Genomic DNA, 19,538 nt, shown 5'->3' on the forward strand with positions numbered 1-19,538 from the left:
GGCTCAGCGGCCGGAGGCAAAGTTACTGATCAGCCGTTCCAGATTCATGGCGGACTGGGTGGAATAAAAGGTATCCCCCGCGTTCAGCGACTCCAGGTCCCCGCCAATCGATATATCAATGTACTGCTCACCCAGCAGTCCGGATGTACGTATTACTGCTGCACTGTCGGCCGGGATGTTATCAACCTCAGCGTGGATAGACATGGTTACCCGCGCCTGGAAAGTGTCCCTGTCCAGGGTGATGGATTCGATGGTACCGACAGTGACACCAGCCATGGAAACCTTGCCTCGGGGCGTCAAGCCACCGGTATCGTTGAAATTGGCATACAGCGTATAGGTCTGCTCCGCGGATTTCGGCGACAGGCCACTCACCTGCAGCGCCAGAAACATGAGCGCGGCCAAACCGGCAACCATGAACAGCCCAACAATGATTTCTGTGCTTCTTTGTGCCATGAAAGGCTCCCTGAATCCTGTTAAAAATCACCGAACATGACGGCAGTCAGTACGAAATCGAGACCGAGCACTACCAGCGATGAGTAGACCACGGTTTTGGTGGTCGCCGAACTGATACCAGCAGAGGTGGGCACGCAGTCATAGCCCTGGTAGACCGCAATCCAGGCACATACGAACCCGAACACCACACTCTTGATAAAGCCGTTAAGCACGTCATCCACAAAATCGACGGAGGACTGCATGTTGCCCCAGAAGGAGCCCTCGAACACACCCAGCCATTCCACGCCAACCAGCATGCCGCCCCAGATCCCCACTACCGAGAAAATCATGGCAAGTACCGGCATGGCGAGAAAACCGGCCCAAAGTCTCGGTGCAACAACCCGGCGCAACGGATCTACCCCCATCATTTCCATACTGGAGAGCTGTTCCGTCGCCTTCATCAGGCCGATTTCTGCCGTCAGGGCGGAGCCCGCGCGACCGGCGAACAGCAGGGCCGTCACTACCGGCCCCAATTCGCGCACCAGCGTGAGCGCGATCATCTGGCCAATCGCCGACTCCGAGCCGTAATCGCTGAGAATGGTATAGCCCTGAAGCCCCAACACCATCCCGATGAACAAGCCAGACACCACCACAATCGCCAGCGACAACACGCCGACTGCGTATAGCTGTTTGACCAGCAGGGGGAAACCTGTTGCAGGCCTGGGGACGCCGGCCAGCACGCCAAAAAGAAACTGCCCGGAACGACCGAAGGAGGCGATGATCGCGATCCCGAGCCGCCCCAGGCCGGCAATACGATCCATCATGAAGACCGCCCTCCCACACCAAAATCAGCCGCTGCATCGCCACTCGGGTAATGGAACGGCACCGGGCCATCAGGCTGCCCTTCAAGAAACTGCTGAACCCGCTCAGACGGATGTGCCCGCAGCTCCTCGGGAGTGCCCTCACCGATCACCTTGCCGTCGGCAATAATGCAGGCGTAATGGCAAATACTCAGGGATTCAGGCACATCGTGCGACACCAGAACGCTGGTCAGCCCCATGGAACTGTTGAGATCCCGGATCAGCTTGACCAGCACGCCCATGGCAATCGGATCCTGCCCGGCAAAGGGCTCGTCGTACATGATCAACTCCGGGTCCAGCGCGATACTGCGGGCCAGGGCCACCCGCCGGGTCATGCCACCAGACAACTCTGAGGGCATCAGCTCTCTGGCACCACGCAAGCCCACCGCCTCCAGTTTCATCAGGACAATGTCCCGGATCATATCCTCGGGTAACGACGTGTGCACACGCAGCGGAAAAGCGACATTCTCGTAGACACTGAGATCGGTAAACAGCGCGCCACTCTGGAACAGCATGCCCATTTTTTCGCGCAGTTGGTAAAGCGCCTTGCGCTTTAGCCGGGGCACGTCATGGCCTGCCACACTCACCTGGCCGGAATCCGGGCGAAGCTGACCTCCGATGAGCCTGAGGAGCGTGGTTTTACCGGTACCACTGGGCCCCATGATGGCAGTCACCTTCCCTTTGGGAATATCCAGACTGATTCCATCAAAAATCCGGCGCCCGGAACGGGAAAACACCACATCCCTAAGTGTTATGTACGCAGATGACTCCATAATCCATCCCTTTCAAGGAGCGCCTACATTATGACAAGCTCTCCCAGACCTCAATTAAAGCAACGTAAAATGTCTTGATGGCAATGATCAGAATCCCTGATGCAGGCGAGCCGGGGGCACCAGAAGTGATATACTTCGGCCTCAAATCCCAGATCGAGCAGACAGCCAGCCGACATGACCGAATCAAATACCTTCAACACCCAGGACTTTTGCAACTCGGCCCTACGGGCAATCCGCATCGAGCGCGAAGCCATTGAAGCGCTGGAAAGCCGTATAAACGGTGATTTCAGCCGCGCCTGCGAGGTCATCATGGCCTGCAAAGGCCGGGTTGTGGTGACAGGTATGGGCAAATCGGGGCACATCGGCAACAAGATTGCCGCCACGCTCGCCAGCACGGGCACGCCCGCCTTTTTTGTTCATCCCGGCGAAGCCAGCCATGGCGATCTGGGCATGATAACACCCCAGGATGTGGTCATCGCCATATCCAACAGCGGCAGCACCAGCGAAGTGGTCACCATTCTCCCTCTGATCAAGCGCATGGGCGCACCATTGATCAGCATGACAGGCAAACCCGATTCCGTACTGGCACAGGAGGCCGTTGCCAACCTGGATGTCAGCGTGGCCATTGAAGCCTGCCCGCTGGGCCTGGCCCCGACCTCCAGCACCACCGCCACCCTGGTCATGGGGGATGCCCTGGCCGTAGCGCTGCTTGAAGCCCGGGGATTCAGCGCCGAGGATTTCGCGTTTTCCCACCCTGGCGGCAGCCTTGGACGCCGCCTGCTGCTGCGGGTATCCGACATCATGCACACCGGTGACCAGATTCCTCAGGTTGCCGAGGGCACAACCCTGAGCGGGGCACTGCTGGAAATAACCCGCAAGGGCCTAGGTATGACCACGGTCGTTAATGCCGCCGGCACCCTGACGGGCATCTTCACCGATGGCGACCTGCGCCGGACCCTGGACAAATCCGTGGATGTGCACACTACCCCCATCCAGGACGTGATGACCCGCAACGGCAAAACCATCCGGGCAGACCACCTGGCGGCAGAAGCCTTGAATATCATGGAAGAAATGAAGATCAACGCCTTGCCGGTTACCGACGCCAACGGCACCCTGGTGGGCGCCATTAATATGCACGACCTGCTCCGGGCCGGAGTGATTTGATGACTCAGACAGCGCATCCGTTACAAACCCACTGGGACGCAGCCCTGAAGGCCAAAGCCTCGGACATTCGCCTGATCGCCCTGGACGTGGACGGCATCATGAGCGATGGCCGCATCTATTTCAGTGCCAGCGGCGATGAACTCAAGGCCTTCAACATTCTTGACGGCCTGGGCCTGAAACAACTGATGCAGGCAGGCATCACCGTGGCGGTGATTACCGGACGACGCTCTCCTCTTACGGAAAGACGAATGTCGGACTTGGGCATCCCGCACCTGATGCAGGGTCGCGAAGACAAAAAAATCGCATTGCTGGAATTGATCCGGGATATGAACCTTGCGCCGGAGCAGATTGCCTACATGGGCGACGACCTGCCCGACCTGCCTGCGCTGCGTTTTGCCGGCCTTGGCATCACGGTACCCAACGGCTACTGGCTGGTTCAGCAACACGCCGACTACTGTACCCGCAGCCACGGTGGACAGGGCGCTGTGCGCGAGGCCTGCGATCTTCTGCTCTGGGCTCAAGGGCACCTGGACAACACGCTTGCCCCCTATCTGGATGAGCCAGCATGATCACCGAGCGGCTTTTCGGCGATCGCGGCAAACGGCGGATTACAGCCCTGGCCCTTGCCGCCACCGTAACAGCAACCGTTTTTCTGCTGTGGCAAAGTGACGAGCCTGTCAGTTCGCGGAATGCCGCCAGCGAACTACGGGGGCCCGCCGAGCCCGACGGCTTTGTGATCGGCGGCCAATACCGCGCCTGGGATGAGCAAGGGAACCTCCAGATTGATCTCAAAAGCCCCAGAATTGAGCAGTTTGAAGCAACCGGCACGGCTCATCTGGATACGCCGAGAGCCCGACTTTTCAGTGAGGGCAGCCCCGACCCTTGGCTCGTCGAGTCCAATGAAGGTAGCCTTCAGCAGAACAATGAAAAGCTGGAACTTACGGGGAACGTCCGATTGACCCGACAGGCCGAAGGCCGCGAAGCCGTTCTGGAGACCGAGGCACTGACCCTGGACAACAGCAACGGCACCGTCTACACCGACCAGCCGGTGACCATCACCGAGCCTTTCGGCGTCACCCGCTCCACCGGCATGAAAGCCTGGATCAACGAACGCATTCTCGAACTCAACTCCCGGGTAGAGGGACAATATGAAACCGTCAGGTAAACGATCTTTCTGCCGGCCAGCACTCCTGGCTCTGGCATTGCTGGCCGGCCCGGCATCGGCATTCAACCTGGATTCCGATATCCCCATAAAGGTCAGTGCAGATTCGGCCCGCCTGGATGAAAGCGCCGGAACGGCCGTTTACACCGGCGCTGTCGAACTGATTCAGGGCGAAACCCGGCTGGACGCGGATCGGGTGGTACTTTACCGCAACCAACAGGGTGTCAGCCGGATTGAAGCCGCCGGCAACCCCGCCCATTACCGGCAACCCAGCCAGGAAGGCGAAGGCACGACCGATGCCAAGGCCCTGAACATCACCTGGTCTGGCGATGAAAACCTGGTTATTTTTGAACGCCAGGCCGTTATTGAACAAGACGGCAACGTATTCCGGGGCGACGTCATTCACTACGACACCGTTCGCCGCGTTGTTACTGCGGAAGGCGGCACGCCATCCGACGGCGGCTCCGGCCGGGTGGAAATGGTGATTCAGCCTCGTAATTCAGCTCAATCCAGTGACGGGAAAGGTTCGGATGGCAGTTCTCAGGGCCAGTAATCTGGCAAAAAGCTACAAGCAGAAAAAAGTAGTACTGGACGTTTCTCTGGAAATTCGCTCCGGAGAGATTGTCGGCCTGCTCGGCCCCAATGGCGCCGGCAAGACCACCTGCTTCTACATGATCGTGGGCCTGGTGCCTGCGGATCACGGCCGGATCACCATCGACACCCAGGACATCACCCCGCTGCCAATGCATGGGCGCGCCCGCAAGGGCATCGGTTACCTGCCCCAGGAAGCCTCCGTGTTTCGCAAACTGACCGTGCGGGACAACATCATGGCCATCCTCGAAACCCGCAAAGGCATGAGTCGGGCGGAACGGGAGGCCAAGCTGGAAGAGTTGCTGGAAGAGTTTCATATTACTCACATCCGTGACAGCGTGGGTATGGCGCTATCCGGCGGCGAACGCCGCAGAGTTGAAATCGCCCGGGCGCTGGCCATGGAGCCCGCGTTTATCCTGCTGGACGAACCCTTCGCGGGCGTAGACCCTATCTCCGTCAGTGACATCAAGCACATTATCCGGCACCTGCGGGATAAAGGTATTGGCGTATTGATTACCGACCATAACGTTCGGGAAACCCTCGACATCTGCGAGAATGCCTACATCGTTTCCGGCGGCCACATCATCGCCTCCGGCAATGCCGAAGCCATTCTGGCAAACCAGCAGGTGAAAGAAGTATATCTGGGTGATGAGTTCCGGCTCTGACCTGATAAAACTGGGTTTATCCGAGGTCTGATTGTTTTGATGATCTGTAGCAAGTAAACTCGGCAAAAAACTTGCTTATACTGTTCACAGACAATGGCAAGTAACCAGCGTACAACATTTTTTTCGGCCTGTGCGCCGGCAAAGCAACAACCGGGATGCCCACGAGTTATGGATCTTGAGCCATGGTTATGAAAGCCTCATTACAGCTTAAGCTGGGCCAGAGTCTGACCATGACGCCCCAGCTGCAGCAGGCCATACGCCTGCTACAGCTTTCTACCCTCGATCTCCAGCAGGAAATCCAGCAGGCGCTGGAATCCAACCCAATGCTGGAAACCTCAGAGGACGATGAGCACGCTGAAGGCGACGAGCGCGAAGAGCACGAGCACAGTGACGCTTCCAGCTCTGAGGCCAACCAGGACGACAGCCACCAGGACGCGAGCCCGGACTGGGACGAAACCGAGAACGGCCCTGACTGGTCGTCCGAGAACGATATTCCGGACAACATTCCCGATGATCTGCCAGTGGATACCGCCTGGGACGACATCTACCAGTCTGCCCCGGCTCCGGCCAGCAAAGGCGAAGACGAGCACGAATCGGATTTCGAAACCCGGAACTCGCCTACCGAAACCCTGCAGGATCACCTTGAGTGGCAGCTGAACCTGACGCCTCTGAGCGAGCGGGATCAGGCCATTGCCCACGCGCTGCTGGATGCTGTGGATGAGCGCGGCTACCTGACGTCTGACATTGAGGACATTCACGCAGGCCTGCTGGACGAAACCGAAGAAGACCCGTTGGAACTGGACGAAGTGGAAGCGGTACTCCACCGCCTGCAACACTTCGACCCGCCAGGCGTGTTCGCTCGGGATCTCCAGGAATGCCTGCTGATTCAGCTCAACCAGCTGCCACCGGATACCCCCTGGCTGCGCCAGGCGAGACTGGTGGTTACCCAGTTCCTGCATCTGCTTGGCAACCGGGACTACGCACAGCTGTTGCGCCGCAGCCGGCTCAAGGAAGACCAGCTGAAACAGGTACTGGCCCTGATCACGAGCCTGAACCCGCGCCCTGGCGATGTCGTGGACCGGGCCGAACCGGATTACGTTATCCCGGACGTTATCGTACGCAAACACGAAGGCCGATGGCGGGTTGAACTCAATCCGGAAATCGCTCCGCGTATCCGGGTGAATGCCAGCTACGCGTCACTGATCCGCCGGGCTGACAGCAGTGCCGATAACACCTACCTGCGCGACCAGCTGCAAGAAGCGAAATGGTTTATCAAGAGCCTGCAAAGCCGTAATGAAACCCTGCTGAAAGTTGCCACCCGCATCGTTGAACACCAGCAAGGGTTCCTGGATCAGGGCGAAGAAGCCATGAAGCCTCTGATCCTGTCTGACATTGCCCAGGCGGTGGAAATGCACGAGTCCACGATTTCCCGGGTTACCACCCAGAAGTACATGCACACGCCCCGCGGTATTTTCGAGCTGAAGTACTTTTTCTCCAGCCACGTCAGCACCGCCGAGGGCGGCGAATGCTCGTCTACAGCCATCCGGGCAATGATCAAGAAGCTGATTGCCGAGGAAACCCCGAAAAAGCCATTGAGCGATAGCAAAATTGCAGCCATGCTAGGGGAACAGGGAATCAACGTGGCGCGGCGTACCGTGGCCAAATACCGGGAGGCCATGCATATTCCTCCCTCGAACGAACGAAAACGCCTGGTTTAAACTTTCGCTGGTGCAAGATGCACTGGCATGCAAGCCGGCAAGCACGCCGGCAGTATGACAACAGGAGACGCCTATGCAACTCAACATTTCAGGCCATCACGTAGAACTGACTCCCGCTCTGAAGGATTACGTCAACACCAAGTTCGAGAAGCTGGAGCGTCACTTCGACCACATCAGTAACTGCCAGGTCACCCTGGAGGTCGAGAAGGTGCGCCAGATGGCGGAAGCCACGCTGCACGTGATTGGTGGTGAGATTCACGCAAAGGCAGAAAATGAGGACATGTACGCCGCAATCGACGCTCTGGTCGACAAGCTGGACCGTCAGATCCTCAAGCACAAGGAAAAGAACGTAGACCGGATGCACGGTAACGGCGGTCGCTGAAGCGCGAACCTTACCGGGTGTTTCATGAAACGAGCTGCGGCGGGGCTAACCGGCCGCAGCCTTTTTTTTACGGACATGCAGTCGATCCATGAGCGAGCCATCCCTGACCATCGACAATATTCTTGCCCCTGAACTGACCCTGTGTAAGGTGCCGGCCTCAAGCAAGAAACGTGTGCTGGAGTTCATCGCTGAACGGATTCACTTTCAGGATGAAATTCTCAGCGACACCCAGATCTTCAACAATCTGGTCTCCCGCGAACGGCTGGGCAGCACCGGCATCGGCGAAGGCATTGCCATCCCCCACTGCCGGCTGGACGGCCTGGACCGCGTCATCGGCGTGCTGATGACCCTGGAGGAGCCGGTAGACTTTGATGCCATCGATAACCAGCCGGTGGACCTGGTGTTTGCGCTGATTGTCCCCAAAGAAGCCACCAGTGAACACCTGGAGCTACTGAGCCAGCTGGCGGAACGGTTCAATGACAGCACGTTCTGCGCCCGGCTGCGCCAGTGCGAAGACGCCGCTACCCTTTACCAGCGTATGGCGGAAAGTCATCACTGAGATCAGCCTGACGTCTGACAGGCTGCCAGGCAGATTGAAGGAGTAACAGCCCCATGAAGCTGATTATCGTCAGTGGCCGATCCGGTTCCGGCAAGAGTACAGCCCTGCATGTACTGGAAGACCTGGGCTTCTACTGCATCGACAACCTGCCCATTGGTTTGCTGTTCCCGCTGACCCGGGAGGCAGCCACCCAGGAAGCACCGGGCCGGCTGAAGAAAATGGCCGTCAGTATTGATGCCCGCAACCTCTCTGCCGAGCTGGCCAATTTTGAAACCATCTACCAGCAACTGAAGCAGACCGGTGTCGAGCTTGAAATCATTTTCCTGGATGCCGACGAGCAGTCTCTGCTGCAGCGCTTTCACGCGACCCGCCGCAAACACCCGCTGAGCGATGACAAGACTTCGCTGCGGGAGGCGATCACCAACGAAAAGCAGTTGCTGGAACCCCTGTCAAAACTGGCCGACCTGTATGTGAACACCACCGGCCTTTCCATGTACGAGTTGCGCGACATGATCAAGCAGCGCGTAGCCGGCCGCAAGGATCAGGAACTGGCTCTGCTGTTCCAGTCCTTCGGCTTCAAGCACGGCGTGCCGGTGGATTCGGATTACGTCTTCGACGTACGCTGCCTGCCCAACCCGTACTGGGACACCAGCCTGCGCAAGCATACCGGTGTTGATCAGCCGGTTATTGACTTTCTGGAGCGGGAGCCGCTGACCCGTCAGATGGTGGATGACCTTACCGGCTTCCTGAACACCTGGCTGCCCTCGTTTGCCGACAGCAATCGTAGTTACATGACCATTTCCATCGGCTGCACCGGTGGTCAGCACCGCTCGGTTTATGTGTGTGAGCAGCTCGGGCGCTATTTCCGGGATCATTACCGCAATGTGCAGGTACGCCACACCGAACTGCCGCACCTCCAAGCCCGGGGAGAAATCTGAGCGCCTATGATTTGCCGCTCCATCACCATCATCAACAGACTGGGCCTGCATGCACGGGCCACAGCAAAGCTTGTGGCCACCGCTTCGAACTTTGACAGCAAGGTACGAATCCGGGGCAAAGGCCGGGACGTAGACGCCAAGAACATCATGCAGGTGATGATGCTGGCTGCCAGCCAGGGCACCGAAGTGGAGCTGGTTGCCGATGGCCCGGATGAACAGGACGCCATCGATGCCCTGACTGCCTTGATTGACGATTATTTTGGTGAAGGGGAATAACCTCCGGTTTCGTCATTCACCTACAATCCTTTCTCACGTGTGCCACCTAACTCCGCTATAATGCAAAGGTTTTCTGATCGCAGGTGGTTCAATGACCGATATTCTGGAAAAAAGCCAGGCCCGCCAACGTCTTCGCTCACTCAGTGAAGCGCTGGACAGTGGTGCCCTCAAGCAGGTGGCCCGCATTCTGAATGGCGGTCTGAGCCCCAGCGATATTGCTCACCTTCTGGAATCCTCGCCACCACGCCAGCGGGCCCTGCTGTGGAACCTGGTCGACAAGCAGCTGGAAGGGGAAGTCCTCCAGTACCTTGGCGACGACATCCGTAGCTATTTCCTGAGCCAGCTGAACGCACAGGAACTGGCGGACATTCTGGAAGATTTCGAGTCGGATGACCTGGCCGACTTGCTTCAGCAACTGCCGGACACGGTGATCCAGGAAGTACTGGACACCATGGACGAGCAGGATCGTCAGCGGGTAGAGGAAGTCCTCGCTTACCCGGAGGACACCGCCGGCGGCCTGATGAACACCGACACCATCACGGTGCGACCGGACATCAGCATCGACGTAGTGTTGCGTTACCTGCGCCGGCACCGCAGCCTGCCCCCGATGACCGACAGCCTGATTGTGGTCAGCCGCCGGGACGAGTTTATCGGCATGCTGCCCATTACCCGGATGCTGGTATCCAACCCCGCCGCTACCGTGCGGGAAGTGATGGACACGGACATTGAACCAATTCCGGTGTCGCTGTCCGATACCAAGGTCGCCACCCTGTTCGAGCGCTACGACCTGATTTCTGCTCCGGTGGTGGATGAGAACAACAAGCTGCTGGGCCGGATTACCATCGATGACGTGGTCGACGTTATCCGTGAGGATGCCGACCACTCCCTGATGAGTATGGCCGGTCTGGATGAAGACGAGGACACCTTTGCCCCGGTGATGAAGACCACCCGCCGGCGTGCGGTCTGGCTGGGTATCAACCTGATTACCGCCTTTACTGCATCTGCGGTGATTGGTCTGTTCGAAGATACCATCGCCAAGGTCGTTGCCCTGGCTGTATTGATGCCTATTGTGGCCAGCATGGGCGGCATTGCCGGTAGCCAGACCCTGACCCTGGTGATCCGGGGCATGGCCGTTGGCCAGATCAGCGGTGCCAACGTGGGCTGGCTTCTGAACCGCGAGTTTCTGTCCGGGGTACTGAACGGCCTGCTCTGGGCCGTGGTGGTTGCCACCGCCGCCGTGGTCTGGTTCCAGGACTGGCTGATTGGTGCCATCATCGCGGCGGCACTGGTGATTAACCTGGTGGCAGCGGCGCTGGTGGGCACCGTCTTGCCGCTGTTCCTGAAATCCCGGAACATCGACCCGGCCCTGGCCGGAAGTGTGATACTCACCACCGTAACCGACGTTGTCGGCTTCATGGCCTTCCTGGGACTGGCCACCATTTTCTATGCCTGAGCAATCTGTGACCTACCATGACTGACCAATTTGACGACGAATTCCAGGACGACCTTGGCCCCAGCAAATCGCAGCTGAAGCGTGAGATGCACGCGCTTCAGGATCTGGGCAAACGCATGCTCGACCTTAACGACGAACAGCTGGCCACCCTGAGCATCAGCGAAACCCTGAAAGCGGCGATCATTGAATCACGCCGGATTCCCCAGCGTGAGGCCCGCCGTCGGCACTTGCAATACATCGGTAAGGTATTGCGCCAGGAGGACGACCCCGAAGCTATTGGCCGTGCCATCGACGCCTTTCACGCCGGCAGTGAAGAACATACCCGCCGGCACCATCTGGCCGAGCGCTGGCGCGACCGGATGATTTCCGAAGGCGACAAGGTGGTAGGAGAGTTTATTGATTACTGTCCTGTGGCCGACGTGCAGCACCTGCGCAATCTGGTCCGCAACGCCCGCAAGGAAGTCGAGAAAGGTAAGAATACCGGCCAGGCCCGGAAGCTGTTCCGGGCTCTGCGGGAATGGATCGACGACGCCGAGCAGTAATCAGAGCCGCCGGTGCTCCCACACGGGCATACGGCTGCGCAACTGATGTAGTTGCTCTAAATCCAGGTCGGCGCAAGCCATGCCGGGGCCTTCGTCGAACTCACTGACGACCTTGCCCCAGGGATCGCAGATCAGGCTGTGGCCAAAGGTTCTGCGCCGGCTACTGTTCTGCCCCCCTTGCCCCGGTGCCACCACCCAGACCTGGTTTTCAATAGCGCGGGCGCGTATCAGGGCGTGCCAGTGGGCATTACCCGTCTGCCAGGTAAAGGCGCTGGGCAGGCAAACCCATTCGGCGCCCTGCTTTCTCAAGGCCCGGAACAGCTCCGGAAAGCGAAGGTCGTAACAGATCGCCAGCCCCAATCGCCCGGCCGGCGTATCCACCGTAATCACCTGATCACCCGGCTCAAAGGTATCCGATTCCCGATACTGGCCGTGGGCGTCTTCAACCATGGCGTCAAACAGATGAATCTTGTCGTAGCGGGCCACTTCCTCACCACGATCGTTGTACACCAGACAGGTGGCGCGCACCCGGTCTGTTATCTTTGAGCCATCTCGTCGACTGGCCAACGGCAGGGAGCCACCAACAATCCAGAGCCCCAATGCCCGGGCCTGCTCGGCCAGAAAGCGACGGATAACAGGCTCGCTACCCGCCTCCCGGCGGCCGCACTCCAGCATCTGTGCGGTCGCCAGAACGGCGAAGTTCTCGGGCAACACCGCCACCTTCGCCCCTGCGCCTGCCGCTTCAGCCAGCAGTCTGCGGGCCTCTTCAAGGTTGGCATCGATGTCATGGGTACTGACCATTTGTATTGCCGCTACCTGAACCATCATGGCCTCCTTACTCACCGGTATCGAACACGCCCCGCAGATCCACTTCCGGATTGCTCCAGGTTCCTGTGACACTGTACGTGGCACTGGTCAGTTTGCTCAACGGGTCGCCCAGAATTTTATCGAGCACGAACAAGGCGCCGCCGATGGGGGCGCTCGCCCCCATCAGTATGGCAGCCAGGGGCAGATTCTGTGTCACGGGTAGTACCAGGACCAGGCGCATATCCAGCGTTTCATTGGCCATGTTGGTATTGCCACTGAGTTTGAACGCGCCGGACGGGCCAACCAGCTGCAGTTCCGGGTCCATGGTTACCAGGCCATCAATAATGTTGGCTTTACCGGAAATGGCGTCAAAGGCTACGCCCCGCTCGTACAGATCCGAGAAATCCAGCCGCAGGCGGCGCCAGAGCGTATCGGTGTTCAGCAGGTTGAAGATCCGGAACAGTTGCGCCGAATTGCTCTGCTCCATGATCATGCCGTCATCCAGGCGGGCACTGACCGTACCGCTGATCTTGCTGAGAGCAATGTCATCCGGGCTTCCCGGCCAATCCAGATCCAGTTCAACCGCGGTTTCTTCGTTGGTCATCGGGATCGTGGTGCCGGTCAGCGCTTCCAGGTCTTTAAGGGCCCCTCCCGCCAGCGTACCGTTGAACCGGGTGGTCTCCCGGTCGTCCACAATGCTCCAGGTCATATCGCCGGACAACACCAGGGATCCTAGCCGGCCTTCCACCTCCTGCACCCACAACCGATAGGGCTCAGGGCGCAGCTTGAAACGCCAGCTTCCCGCTGACTCGCCATCCAGCCGGAGATCCGAGATTCTGGCATCAATGTCGGGCCAATTTCCCATATCCAGCTCCCTGAACGCCTGCAACTGCTCCTCAAGAGTCAGAAATTCGTTGTCCTGCTCTGCGGCACTGGCCTCGCGCATCAGGCGCAGAGTTTCGAAATCCGCCTCTACCGCGCCTGCTTCCTTGGGCAGTACCACCCGCCCCCGGGCTCGATCCGAGTCGGTATGAACGACCCACCGGTCCTCCAGCTCAAGCGCATCAATGCTGATATTGGTCAGGTGGTGAGCGCCCAGATTCAAATGTCCGAACACCAGCTCGAAGCACGTCTCCTTAAAACGGAGTTCCGCGTCCAGACGATCCTGCCACTGGGCCGAGATGGACACGCCCTCACTCTGGAGCGGGTCAACCCGAACCGACAGAGGGGTCCGCTCGCGCGGGGTCTTTGCCAGCGGTTCAGGCCAATCCACTTGCAGGCCTTCAAGGTCCGAAAACAGGGAAATCACCGGCTCGTTGGCACCCCCTAATTCCAGCTCTGCGGTGTAGAGCAGTTCTCCGGCAAGCCCGGGGGCAGCATCGTCGGTCAGGCCAAAGGCCGCCAGGGAACCAGGCAACTTCAGACCACCTTGCTGACGTATCAGCATTGCATCACCGGCCTCAGCGGTGGAAAAAACGACACTGACCGGTTGGTCAAAAAAGCGGGCAGTAACCGGTGGCCCGGAAAAACCATCAACACTGTCGTAAGTCAGGTCAGCCCGAATATTCCGCCAGCGAAGTCCCGCATCCGGTAATTGGAATCCGGCATTATCGGTTTTTACCTGCGCCGTAACCCGGGTGTCCTGCCCTTGCGATAGCGGTAGCTCCAGCCCAAGACTCAGCTCAAACTCCCCTTCATAACGGGCACGGGTGTTACCGTATCCCAACAATTCCCCCAACGGAGTATTGGCCAGCCACCAGGGTATTCTCTCTGCCGGAACCGTCGACACTGCATCTACGCGCACCAGCGTGCCAGCCTCCCCATCTCCGGGAAGGACGTGAACACTGGCGTTTTCCAGCTCCAACCCACCAATCTCGCCCCGAGCGAGTGTTACCCGGGTGTCAGCATTCTGGATCTCAACCCGCCCGCTGGCCCGCTCCACAGATGGCCAGCGCTGGTCGTATCGAATCCTGGCATTATCGAATTCATACCACATGGAGGAAACAAAGGATCCAGCCGGCGCGGAGGAATCAATACGACCGTGGCCGTAGTACTGCCCCCGGATACCGGCCTCCGGAATACTGTTGGTAAGCCATTCATACAGTCCGTCACCCACGGCATTAGCCGGCACGAAATCCGCCAGCATACCGGCATTGCCGCCTTCTACGCCGACGCTCAAACCAAGATTGTCTTCTCCGTATCGGTCCAGCCGCAGATCAAAGGCGCCGGTTAACCGGGTATCTGTCTGATAGACAAACTCCAGATCATCGGAGAATACTCTGGTTATTCCGTCTGCCAGGGTCCAGGCGACGGTTCCGGATAAAGAGTCGAGTGTCCAGTCGGTGTTGAACAGTTGCGGAAAGCCCAGCACGGCAGGTTCAGGCGTATCCAGGGTTACCCTGCCGCTGTCTGCAGTCATCTGGATAAAGCCATATAGCCCCTCGGCGCGGGGGGCGCCAGACCAGGCCCGCACCCCGAACTCCCGCAATCTGGCACTTAACGAGAACCGGGAGCCCTGCTCTGGCAGACTAAACAACATATCATCCAGAAAACCCGCAGGCTGGTAATGCTCCAGCGCCTCGCTGGCGGCATCCGGCAGCAGCTCCAGTGCCTGAACCAGTCGCCGCAAAGGCTTGAGCGGCAACGAGTCCGCCACCAGCTTGAGCTCATCCGGTCCGTCTTCGATGCGAACACTGAACGGCAGAACCTGATCACCAATCCAGTCCCAGCGAAGCTTCTGTAAACGGAGGGCCTCCCCCTGCCGCCACCCGAAGTGAGCCTGGATGTCTTCAAGAGGCGCCAGGGATTCACGGTTAACACCCAACTGGAGATAAGGGGTGCGAACCTGGCCCTGAACCTGCTGCAGCTCGCCATCCTCAAAGCTCAGCCAGGCACTGCCTCCCAGATCGAAGCCTTCAACGCGAATACCCCGCCAGTTCAGATCATCAATCAGGCCGTCGAACAGACGACCGGAATCCACATCCAGATAGAGCTGGCCGGTAAATTCACCCCTGAAAAACCGCTGCCCGACCAGGGCAAAACTCGCCAGCTGCGTGGTTGTGCCACTCTGCATGGCCCGACCGGCGGCCTGGAACAAGCCGCCCTGGTAGGACAGATCGAGCTGGGGAATATCCAGAAAGCGGAGGTTCTGTCGGCTGGGGCCCAGTGCCAGACTGACCCGTGTAACCCGCACTTCCGGATTAGACAACCAGCGGCCCGCCAGGCGAATCCACTCCTGGAGTTCCGGCGCACCCGGCTCGGCCAGCTCCACAATCTCCTCCACCGGATTGATAAACGGATCCTCGGTAGGGCGCACTACTGTTAACGCCAGACCATCAGCGTCAAAATTGCGAAACACCAGGCGGAAGCGGAACAGGGAGGCAAAAAAATCGAGCCGCAATTCCAGATGCTCGAGTTCCGCAGCTATACGGTCTGAATCCGGGGAGACAATAGTGATGTCTTTGGCGGTAATTGAGGGGTCCAGCCAATACCACTGGGACGATAAGCTGCCAACAGAAACATCCAGGCCTGTGGCTTCGGAGAGCGAAGCCGCCAGCTCATCAGAAAAGCTGTTGATATTAGAGGTGAGCTGGCGACCGACACCAACATACAATGCGAACAACACCAGCAGGGCCAGGATTGACCACCAGACCACGCTGGCAAAGCCCGCCAACCCGCGGGCAACCAGATCACGCTCATCCTCGGCTGGTTGCGAACTGTCCGGCTCGCGGATCGACATAAGACTCAGCTCCCTGCAACGCCCTGCTGCTCAGGTGTCAGAGCAAAACAACGTCGTACTGTTCCTGGCTGTAGAAAGGCTCAACCTGGAAGCGAATGGTTTTACTGATAAAGGTTTCAAGGTCTGCCACGTTGTCTGACTCTTCATCCAGCAGGCGGTCCACCACCTTCTGGGACGCCATCACCAGATAATTCTCTGCTTCATAGGCCCGGTTAACGCGCAGGATTTCCCGGAAGATTTCGTAGCACACGGTTTCGGCGGTTTTCAGGAACCCCCGGCCGTCACAGATCGGGCACGGCTCGCACAGAACCTGGCCCAGACTCTCGGTGGTGCGTTTGCGGGTCATCTCCACCAGGCCCAGCTCGGAAACGCCAGTGATCTTGGTTTTGGCGTGATCCCGTTCCAGCATTTTCTCCAGCATCCGGTGCACCTGGCGCTGGTGTTCGGGATCTTCCATGTCGATAAAGTCGATGATGATGATCCCGCCCAGATTCCGCAGCCGAAGCTGACGACTGATCGCCCGGGCGGCTTCCAGATTGGTTTTGAAGATGGTCTCTTCCAGATTGCGGTGGCCCACAAAGGCACCGGTGTTGATGTCGATGGTCGTCATCGCTTCGGTCTGATCGATGATCACATAGCCACCGGATTTGAGCTGCACCTTGCGGCTCAGGGCTTTCTGGATTTCATCTTCAACCGAATACAGGTCAAAGATAGGCCGCTCACCCGGGTAGTACTCCACCTTGTCGGCAAACTCAGTGACGAACTCTTTGACAAACTCCATTACCCGCTGATAGCTCTCGCGACTATCAATACGCACTTTTTCCGTTTGCGGTCGGATCAGATCCCGGATGGTGCGAATAAACAACGGCAGATCCTGATAGACCACCGACGGCGCCGGTGCTTTGGCGATGCGTTCCTGAATCGACTGGCTGAGCCGGTGCAGATAGGTCATATCGGCAATCAGATCTTCTGCCGAGGCAGCCTCCGCCGCCGTGCGGATGATATAGCCACCCTGCACATCGTCGTGTTCCGCTGCGCCTTCCTCAATCAGGGATTTCAGTCGCGCGCGCTCATTATCATCTTCAATACGCTGGGAAATCCCGATGTGACAAACCCCGGGCATGAACACCAGATAACGGGACGGAATGGAAAGCTGGGTGGTGAGTCGCGCGCCCTTGGTACCAATCGGATCCTTGGTTACCTGCACCACCAGAGACTGCCCCTCCCGCAACAGAGTACGGATATCGGGTACGGTCCTGGGGGTGTCTGACGGTTCGTCGCCAGAGGCCTGACCACTGACGACATCGGACGCGTGAATGAAAGCCGCCCGTTCCAGGCCGATGTCCACGAATGCCGCTTCCATGCCGGGCAGCACCCGAACCACCTTGCCCTTGTAGATGTTGCCAACAATCCCCTTGCGACTGGTGCGCTCGATATAGGCTTCCTGCAACATGCCGTTTTCAACGAGGGCCACCCGGGTTTCTACCGGAGTCACGTTAATCAGGATCTCTTCACTCATGCTTGGCTCTCCTTACTGCATGGCCAGTGGCGCCAGACAGGGTCGCCGGCATCAGCCAATAACTCTGCGGTTTCCTGCAAGGGCAAACCCACCACAGCGCTGTAGCTGCCCTTGAGTTCCCGAACAAAGATACCACCAAGTCCCTGAATTCCGTAGCTTCCCGCCTTGTCCATGGGTTCACCGGTAGCAACGTAGGCGACGATTTCGGCCTCTGAGAGCTCCCGAAAGGTGACATCGGTAACCACCACTAATGACCGACACGTCTTTTCCTGCGCCAGTGCGATCGCGGTCATCACCTGATGGGTTCTTCCAGATAACCGACGCAACATCTCACAAGCCTGTTCATCGGACTCCGGCTTCCCAAGAATCTCCCCGTCTACAACAACGGAGGTGTCGGATCCCAGTACCCGGGCTCCCGGAGCTCCATCGGCAACACAAAGAGCTTTCTCCCTGGCCAGGCGCTCAACATAGTGCTGAGCCGCTTCATCCGGTTGCGGCGTCTCGTCTATCTCGGCAGGCGCCACCTGAAAGTCGGCACCGATCTGTCTCAGCAACTCGGCCCGGCGCGGTGACGCCGAGGCCAGAATGAGGCAGCTCATACAGTTATCCCAGTTTACGGTTGATTGTGTCCAGTACGCCACTGACCACAGGCCAGGCCAGAGCGCTGGTCAAGGCTGGCCACAAGTAACTGAACCCGGCGCTTTCGGCGCCCAGTAACTGTTTCACGAAATGCACCAGCATCTGGTTGATCCCCAACAACAGAAACACCATCAAGCATTGCTGAGGCAGCGGATACATGCGTAACCGCTGGTGAATGGTCAGTACCAGAAAGGCGATCAGGGCCATACCCATGGCGTTCACGCCCAGCGGTGTGGATTCCAGAATATCCAGCAACAACCCCAGGCACCAGGCCATCAGGATGCCGAATTGGGCCGGGGCGCGGAAGGTCCAGTAGAAGACAATCAGTCCGAGCCACTCCGGGCGAAACTGAAACCAGTCCACCGGGAACAGGGAGATACTCAGTACCAACGATAACACTACGGTGATGGCGAACAGCGGATAACTGATGACAGACAACATCAGTTTGTCTCCTCATTGTCCGGAGCTGCCTGCCCGTTTTCAGGCGCTGAACGCTCTTCCGGCTGGAATACGATCAGCACCAGTCGGCTCTGGTTCAGTCGGGCTTTCGGCGCAGCCTGGATAGTCACAAACGGTTCACCCTGCTCTTTCTCGATCGAGCTGACCTCAGCCACCGGATAACCTCTGGGGAAGCGCCCGCCAAGGCCGGAGCTCACCAGCATGTCGCCCTCGCGGATGTCGGCAGTATCTGGTACGTGAACCAGATCCAGTTCATCGGTTTCGCCGTTACCCAGCAAAATCGAACGCAGACCATTACGTACCACCTCAACAGGAACGGCGTGACTGCTGTCGGACACCAGGAGGACACGGGAGGTGAACTGGCTGGTCTGGATCACCTGGCCCATCAGGCCCTCTGCGTCCAGTACCGCCTGACCAGTCGTGACACCATCACTCTCGCCCTTGTTAATGATGATCTCGTGGGAGAACGGATCCGGGGAGACCCCCACCACTTCGCCCACAATGACCCGGTCATCCAGTACTTCGGAAGAATTCAGCAGCCGGCGCAGCTCGTTATTCTCCGACGCCAGAGCCGCGTACTTGAGAGCACGACGCTCCAGAATCAGCAGGCGGGTTTTGAGCTCTTCGTTCTCCTGCTGCAGATCATCACGGCTAACAAACAGGCCGGAAAACCAGTCAGCAAAGGAATATGGGGCATTGCCAAGCCAGTACACCGGTGCCAGACCGGTGGCAAGAGTGCTGCGGACGGTGGTGAGCTTGTCAAAACGGGCATCGGCAGCGATTAACGCTGCCGATAACAGAACGACGAGAAACAGCCGGAAACCGGGTACCGGCCCCTGGACGAATATGGTCTTAATGGC

At 58.5% G+C, this 19,538-nt stretch carries 21 protein-coding genes; 12 read left to right on the plus strand and 9 right to left on the minus strand.

The window, feature by feature from the left end:
• Positions 1-3: 3 nt before the first annotated feature.
• The 3 genes from mlaD to ACF8YQ_RS12175 are packed head-to-tail and all read right to left on the minus strand — an operon-like array spanning position 4 to position 2,065.
• Complete coding sequence (mlaD, locus tag ACF8YQ_RS12165; RefSeq protein ID WP_153741142.1) at positions 4-453, minus strand: outer membrane lipid asymmetry maintenance protein MlaD; 450 nt, start codon at positions 451-453, stop codon at positions 4-6.
• 20 nt (positions 454-473) lie between these two features.
• Positions 474-1,256, minus strand: a complete 783-nt coding sequence (gene mlaE / locus ACF8YQ_RS12170) for a lipid asymmetry maintenance ABC transporter permease subunit MlaE (protein ID WP_396621548.1) — start codon at positions 1,254-1,256, stop codon at positions 474-476.
• A complete protein-coding gene (locus ACF8YQ_RS12175) occupies positions 1,253-2,065 on the minus strand; it encodes an ATP-binding cassette domain-containing protein (protein WP_011786154.1) in 813 nt (270 codons plus the stop codon). Before ACF8YQ_RS12175 ends, mlaE begins: the two co-directional genes overlap by 4 nt.
• 174 nt (positions 2,066-2,239) lie before the next feature.
• On the opposite strand from ACF8YQ_RS12175, the gene ACF8YQ_RS12180 reads away from it, so the two are divergent.
• The 12 genes from ACF8YQ_RS12180 to yjgA all read left to right on the plus strand — a co-directional run bounded on the left by ACF8YQ_RS12180 (position 2,240) and on the right by yjgA (position 11,515).
• Positions 2,240-3,229: a KpsF/GutQ family sugar-phosphate isomerase gene (locus tag ACF8YQ_RS12180; protein ID WP_011786155.1), complete on the plus strand. Its 990-nt coding sequence runs from the start codon at positions 2,240-2,242 to the stop codon at positions 3,227-3,229.
• Positions 3,229-3,798 (plus strand): KdsC family phosphatase, encoded by a 570-nt coding sequence (locus tag ACF8YQ_RS12185; protein WP_396621549.1) that lies wholly within the window; start codon positions 3,229-3,231, stop codon positions 3,796-3,798. Before ACF8YQ_RS12180 ends, ACF8YQ_RS12185 begins: the two co-directional genes overlap by 1 nt.
• Positions 3,795-4,394, plus strand: coding sequence for an LPS export ABC transporter periplasmic protein LptC (gene lptC, locus ACF8YQ_RS12190; RefSeq protein WP_153741144.1), 600 nt, complete (start codon positions 3,795-3,797; stop codon positions 4,392-4,394). Before ACF8YQ_RS12185 ends, lptC begins: the two co-directional genes overlap by 4 nt.
• Positions 4,378-4,944, plus strand: coding sequence for a lipopolysaccharide transport periplasmic protein LptA (lptA, locus tag ACF8YQ_RS12195; protein WP_396621550.1), 567 nt, complete (start codon positions 4,378-4,380; stop codon positions 4,942-4,944). Before lptC ends, lptA begins: the two co-directional genes overlap by 17 nt.
• Positions 4,922-5,647 carry an LPS export ABC transporter ATP-binding protein gene (gene lptB, locus ACF8YQ_RS12200; RefSeq protein ID WP_014422107.1) on the plus strand — a complete coding sequence of 242 codons (726 nt, stop codon included), beginning with the start codon at positions 4,922-4,924 and terminating at the stop codon, positions 5,645-5,647. The genes lptA and lptB overlap by 23 nt, the downstream gene beginning before the upstream one ends.
• Before the next feature lie 188 nt (positions 5,648-5,835).
• Positions 5,836-7,365, plus strand: coding sequence for an RNA polymerase factor sigma-54 (locus tag ACF8YQ_RS12205; RefSeq protein ID WP_041655572.1), 1,530 nt, complete (start codon positions 5,836-5,838; stop codon positions 7,363-7,365).
• 73 nt (positions 7,366-7,438) lie between these two features.
• Complete coding sequence (gene hpf / locus ACF8YQ_RS12210; RefSeq protein WP_011786161.1) at positions 7,439-7,747, plus strand: ribosome hibernation promoting factor; 309 nt, start codon at positions 7,439-7,441, stop codon at positions 7,745-7,747.
• Positions 7,748-7,835: 88 nt separating this feature from the next.
• Positions 7,836-8,306, plus strand: coding sequence for a PTS IIA-like nitrogen regulatory protein PtsN (gene ptsN / locus ACF8YQ_RS12215; RefSeq protein WP_396621551.1), 471 nt, complete (start codon positions 7,836-7,838; stop codon positions 8,304-8,306).
• Between the two features lie 53 nt (positions 8,307-8,359).
• Complete coding sequence (rapZ, locus tag ACF8YQ_RS12220; protein ID WP_396621552.1) at positions 8,360-9,244, plus strand: RNase adapter RapZ; 885 nt, start codon at positions 8,360-8,362, stop codon at positions 9,242-9,244.
• A gap of 6 nt (positions 9,245-9,250) precedes the next feature.
• Positions 9,251-9,520: an HPr family phosphocarrier protein gene (locus tag ACF8YQ_RS12225; RefSeq protein WP_396621553.1), complete on the plus strand. Its 270-nt coding sequence runs from the start codon at positions 9,251-9,253 to the stop codon at positions 9,518-9,520.
• A 91-nt stretch (positions 9,521-9,611) separates the two neighbouring features.
• On the plus strand, positions 9,612-10,973 hold the full coding sequence (gene mgtE / locus ACF8YQ_RS12230) for a magnesium transporter (protein WP_224850043.1): 1,362 nt from the start codon (positions 9,612-9,614) through the stop codon (positions 10,971-10,973).
• A 17-nt stretch (positions 10,974-10,990) separates the two neighbouring features.
• The gene (gene yjgA, locus ACF8YQ_RS12235; protein ID WP_023011337.1) at positions 10,991-11,515 is read left to right on the plus strand and encodes a ribosome biogenesis factor YjgA; all 525 of its coding nucleotides are present in this window, start codon (positions 10,991-10,993) and stop codon (positions 11,513-11,515) included.
• Here the strand turns inward: yjgA and ACF8YQ_RS12240 are convergent, their stop codons facing one another.
• Genes ACF8YQ_RS12240 through mreC form a run of 6 tightly spaced genes read right to left on the minus strand, consistent with a single transcriptional unit; the run spans position 11,516 to position 19,526 of the window.
• The gene (locus ACF8YQ_RS12240) at positions 11,516-12,340 is read right to left on the minus strand and encodes a carbon-nitrogen hydrolase family protein (RefSeq protein ID WP_396623301.1); all 825 of its coding nucleotides are present in this window, start codon (positions 12,338-12,340) and stop codon (positions 11,516-11,518) included.
• 10 nt (positions 12,341-12,350) lie between these two features.
• The gene (locus ACF8YQ_RS12245; protein ID WP_396621554.1) at positions 12,351-16,061 is read right to left on the minus strand and encodes a YhdP family protein; all 3,711 of its coding nucleotides are present in this window, start codon (positions 16,059-16,061) and stop codon (positions 12,351-12,353) included.
• Positions 16,062-16,098: 37 nt separating this feature from the next.
• The gene (gene rng / locus ACF8YQ_RS12250; protein ID WP_396621555.1) at positions 16,099-17,580 is read right to left on the minus strand and encodes a ribonuclease G; all 1,482 of its coding nucleotides are present in this window, start codon (positions 17,578-17,580) and stop codon (positions 16,099-16,101) included.
• Positions 17,577-18,179, minus strand: a complete 603-nt coding sequence (locus ACF8YQ_RS12255) for a Maf family protein (protein ID WP_396621556.1) — start codon at positions 18,177-18,179, stop codon at positions 17,577-17,579. Before ACF8YQ_RS12255 ends, rng begins: the two co-directional genes overlap by 4 nt.
• Positions 18,180-18,183: 4 nt before the next feature.
• A complete protein-coding gene (gene mreD, locus ACF8YQ_RS12260; protein ID WP_011786171.1) occupies positions 18,184-18,660 on the minus strand; it encodes a rod shape-determining protein MreD in 477 nt (158 codons plus the stop codon).
• Entirely contained in the window at positions 18,660-19,526 is an 867-nt protein-coding gene (gene mreC, locus ACF8YQ_RS12265; protein ID WP_396623302.1) for a rod shape-determining protein MreC, read from the minus strand. The genes mreD and mreC overlap by 1 nt, the downstream gene beginning before the upstream one ends.
• Positions 19,527-19,538: the final 12 nt, after the last annotated feature.

The sequence above is a fragment of the Marinobacter sp. W-8 genome, from assembly GCF_044342215.1.
Taxonomy (GTDB): Bacteria; Pseudomonadota; Gammaproteobacteria; order Pseudomonadales; family Oleiphilaceae; genus Marinobacter; species Marinobacter nauticus.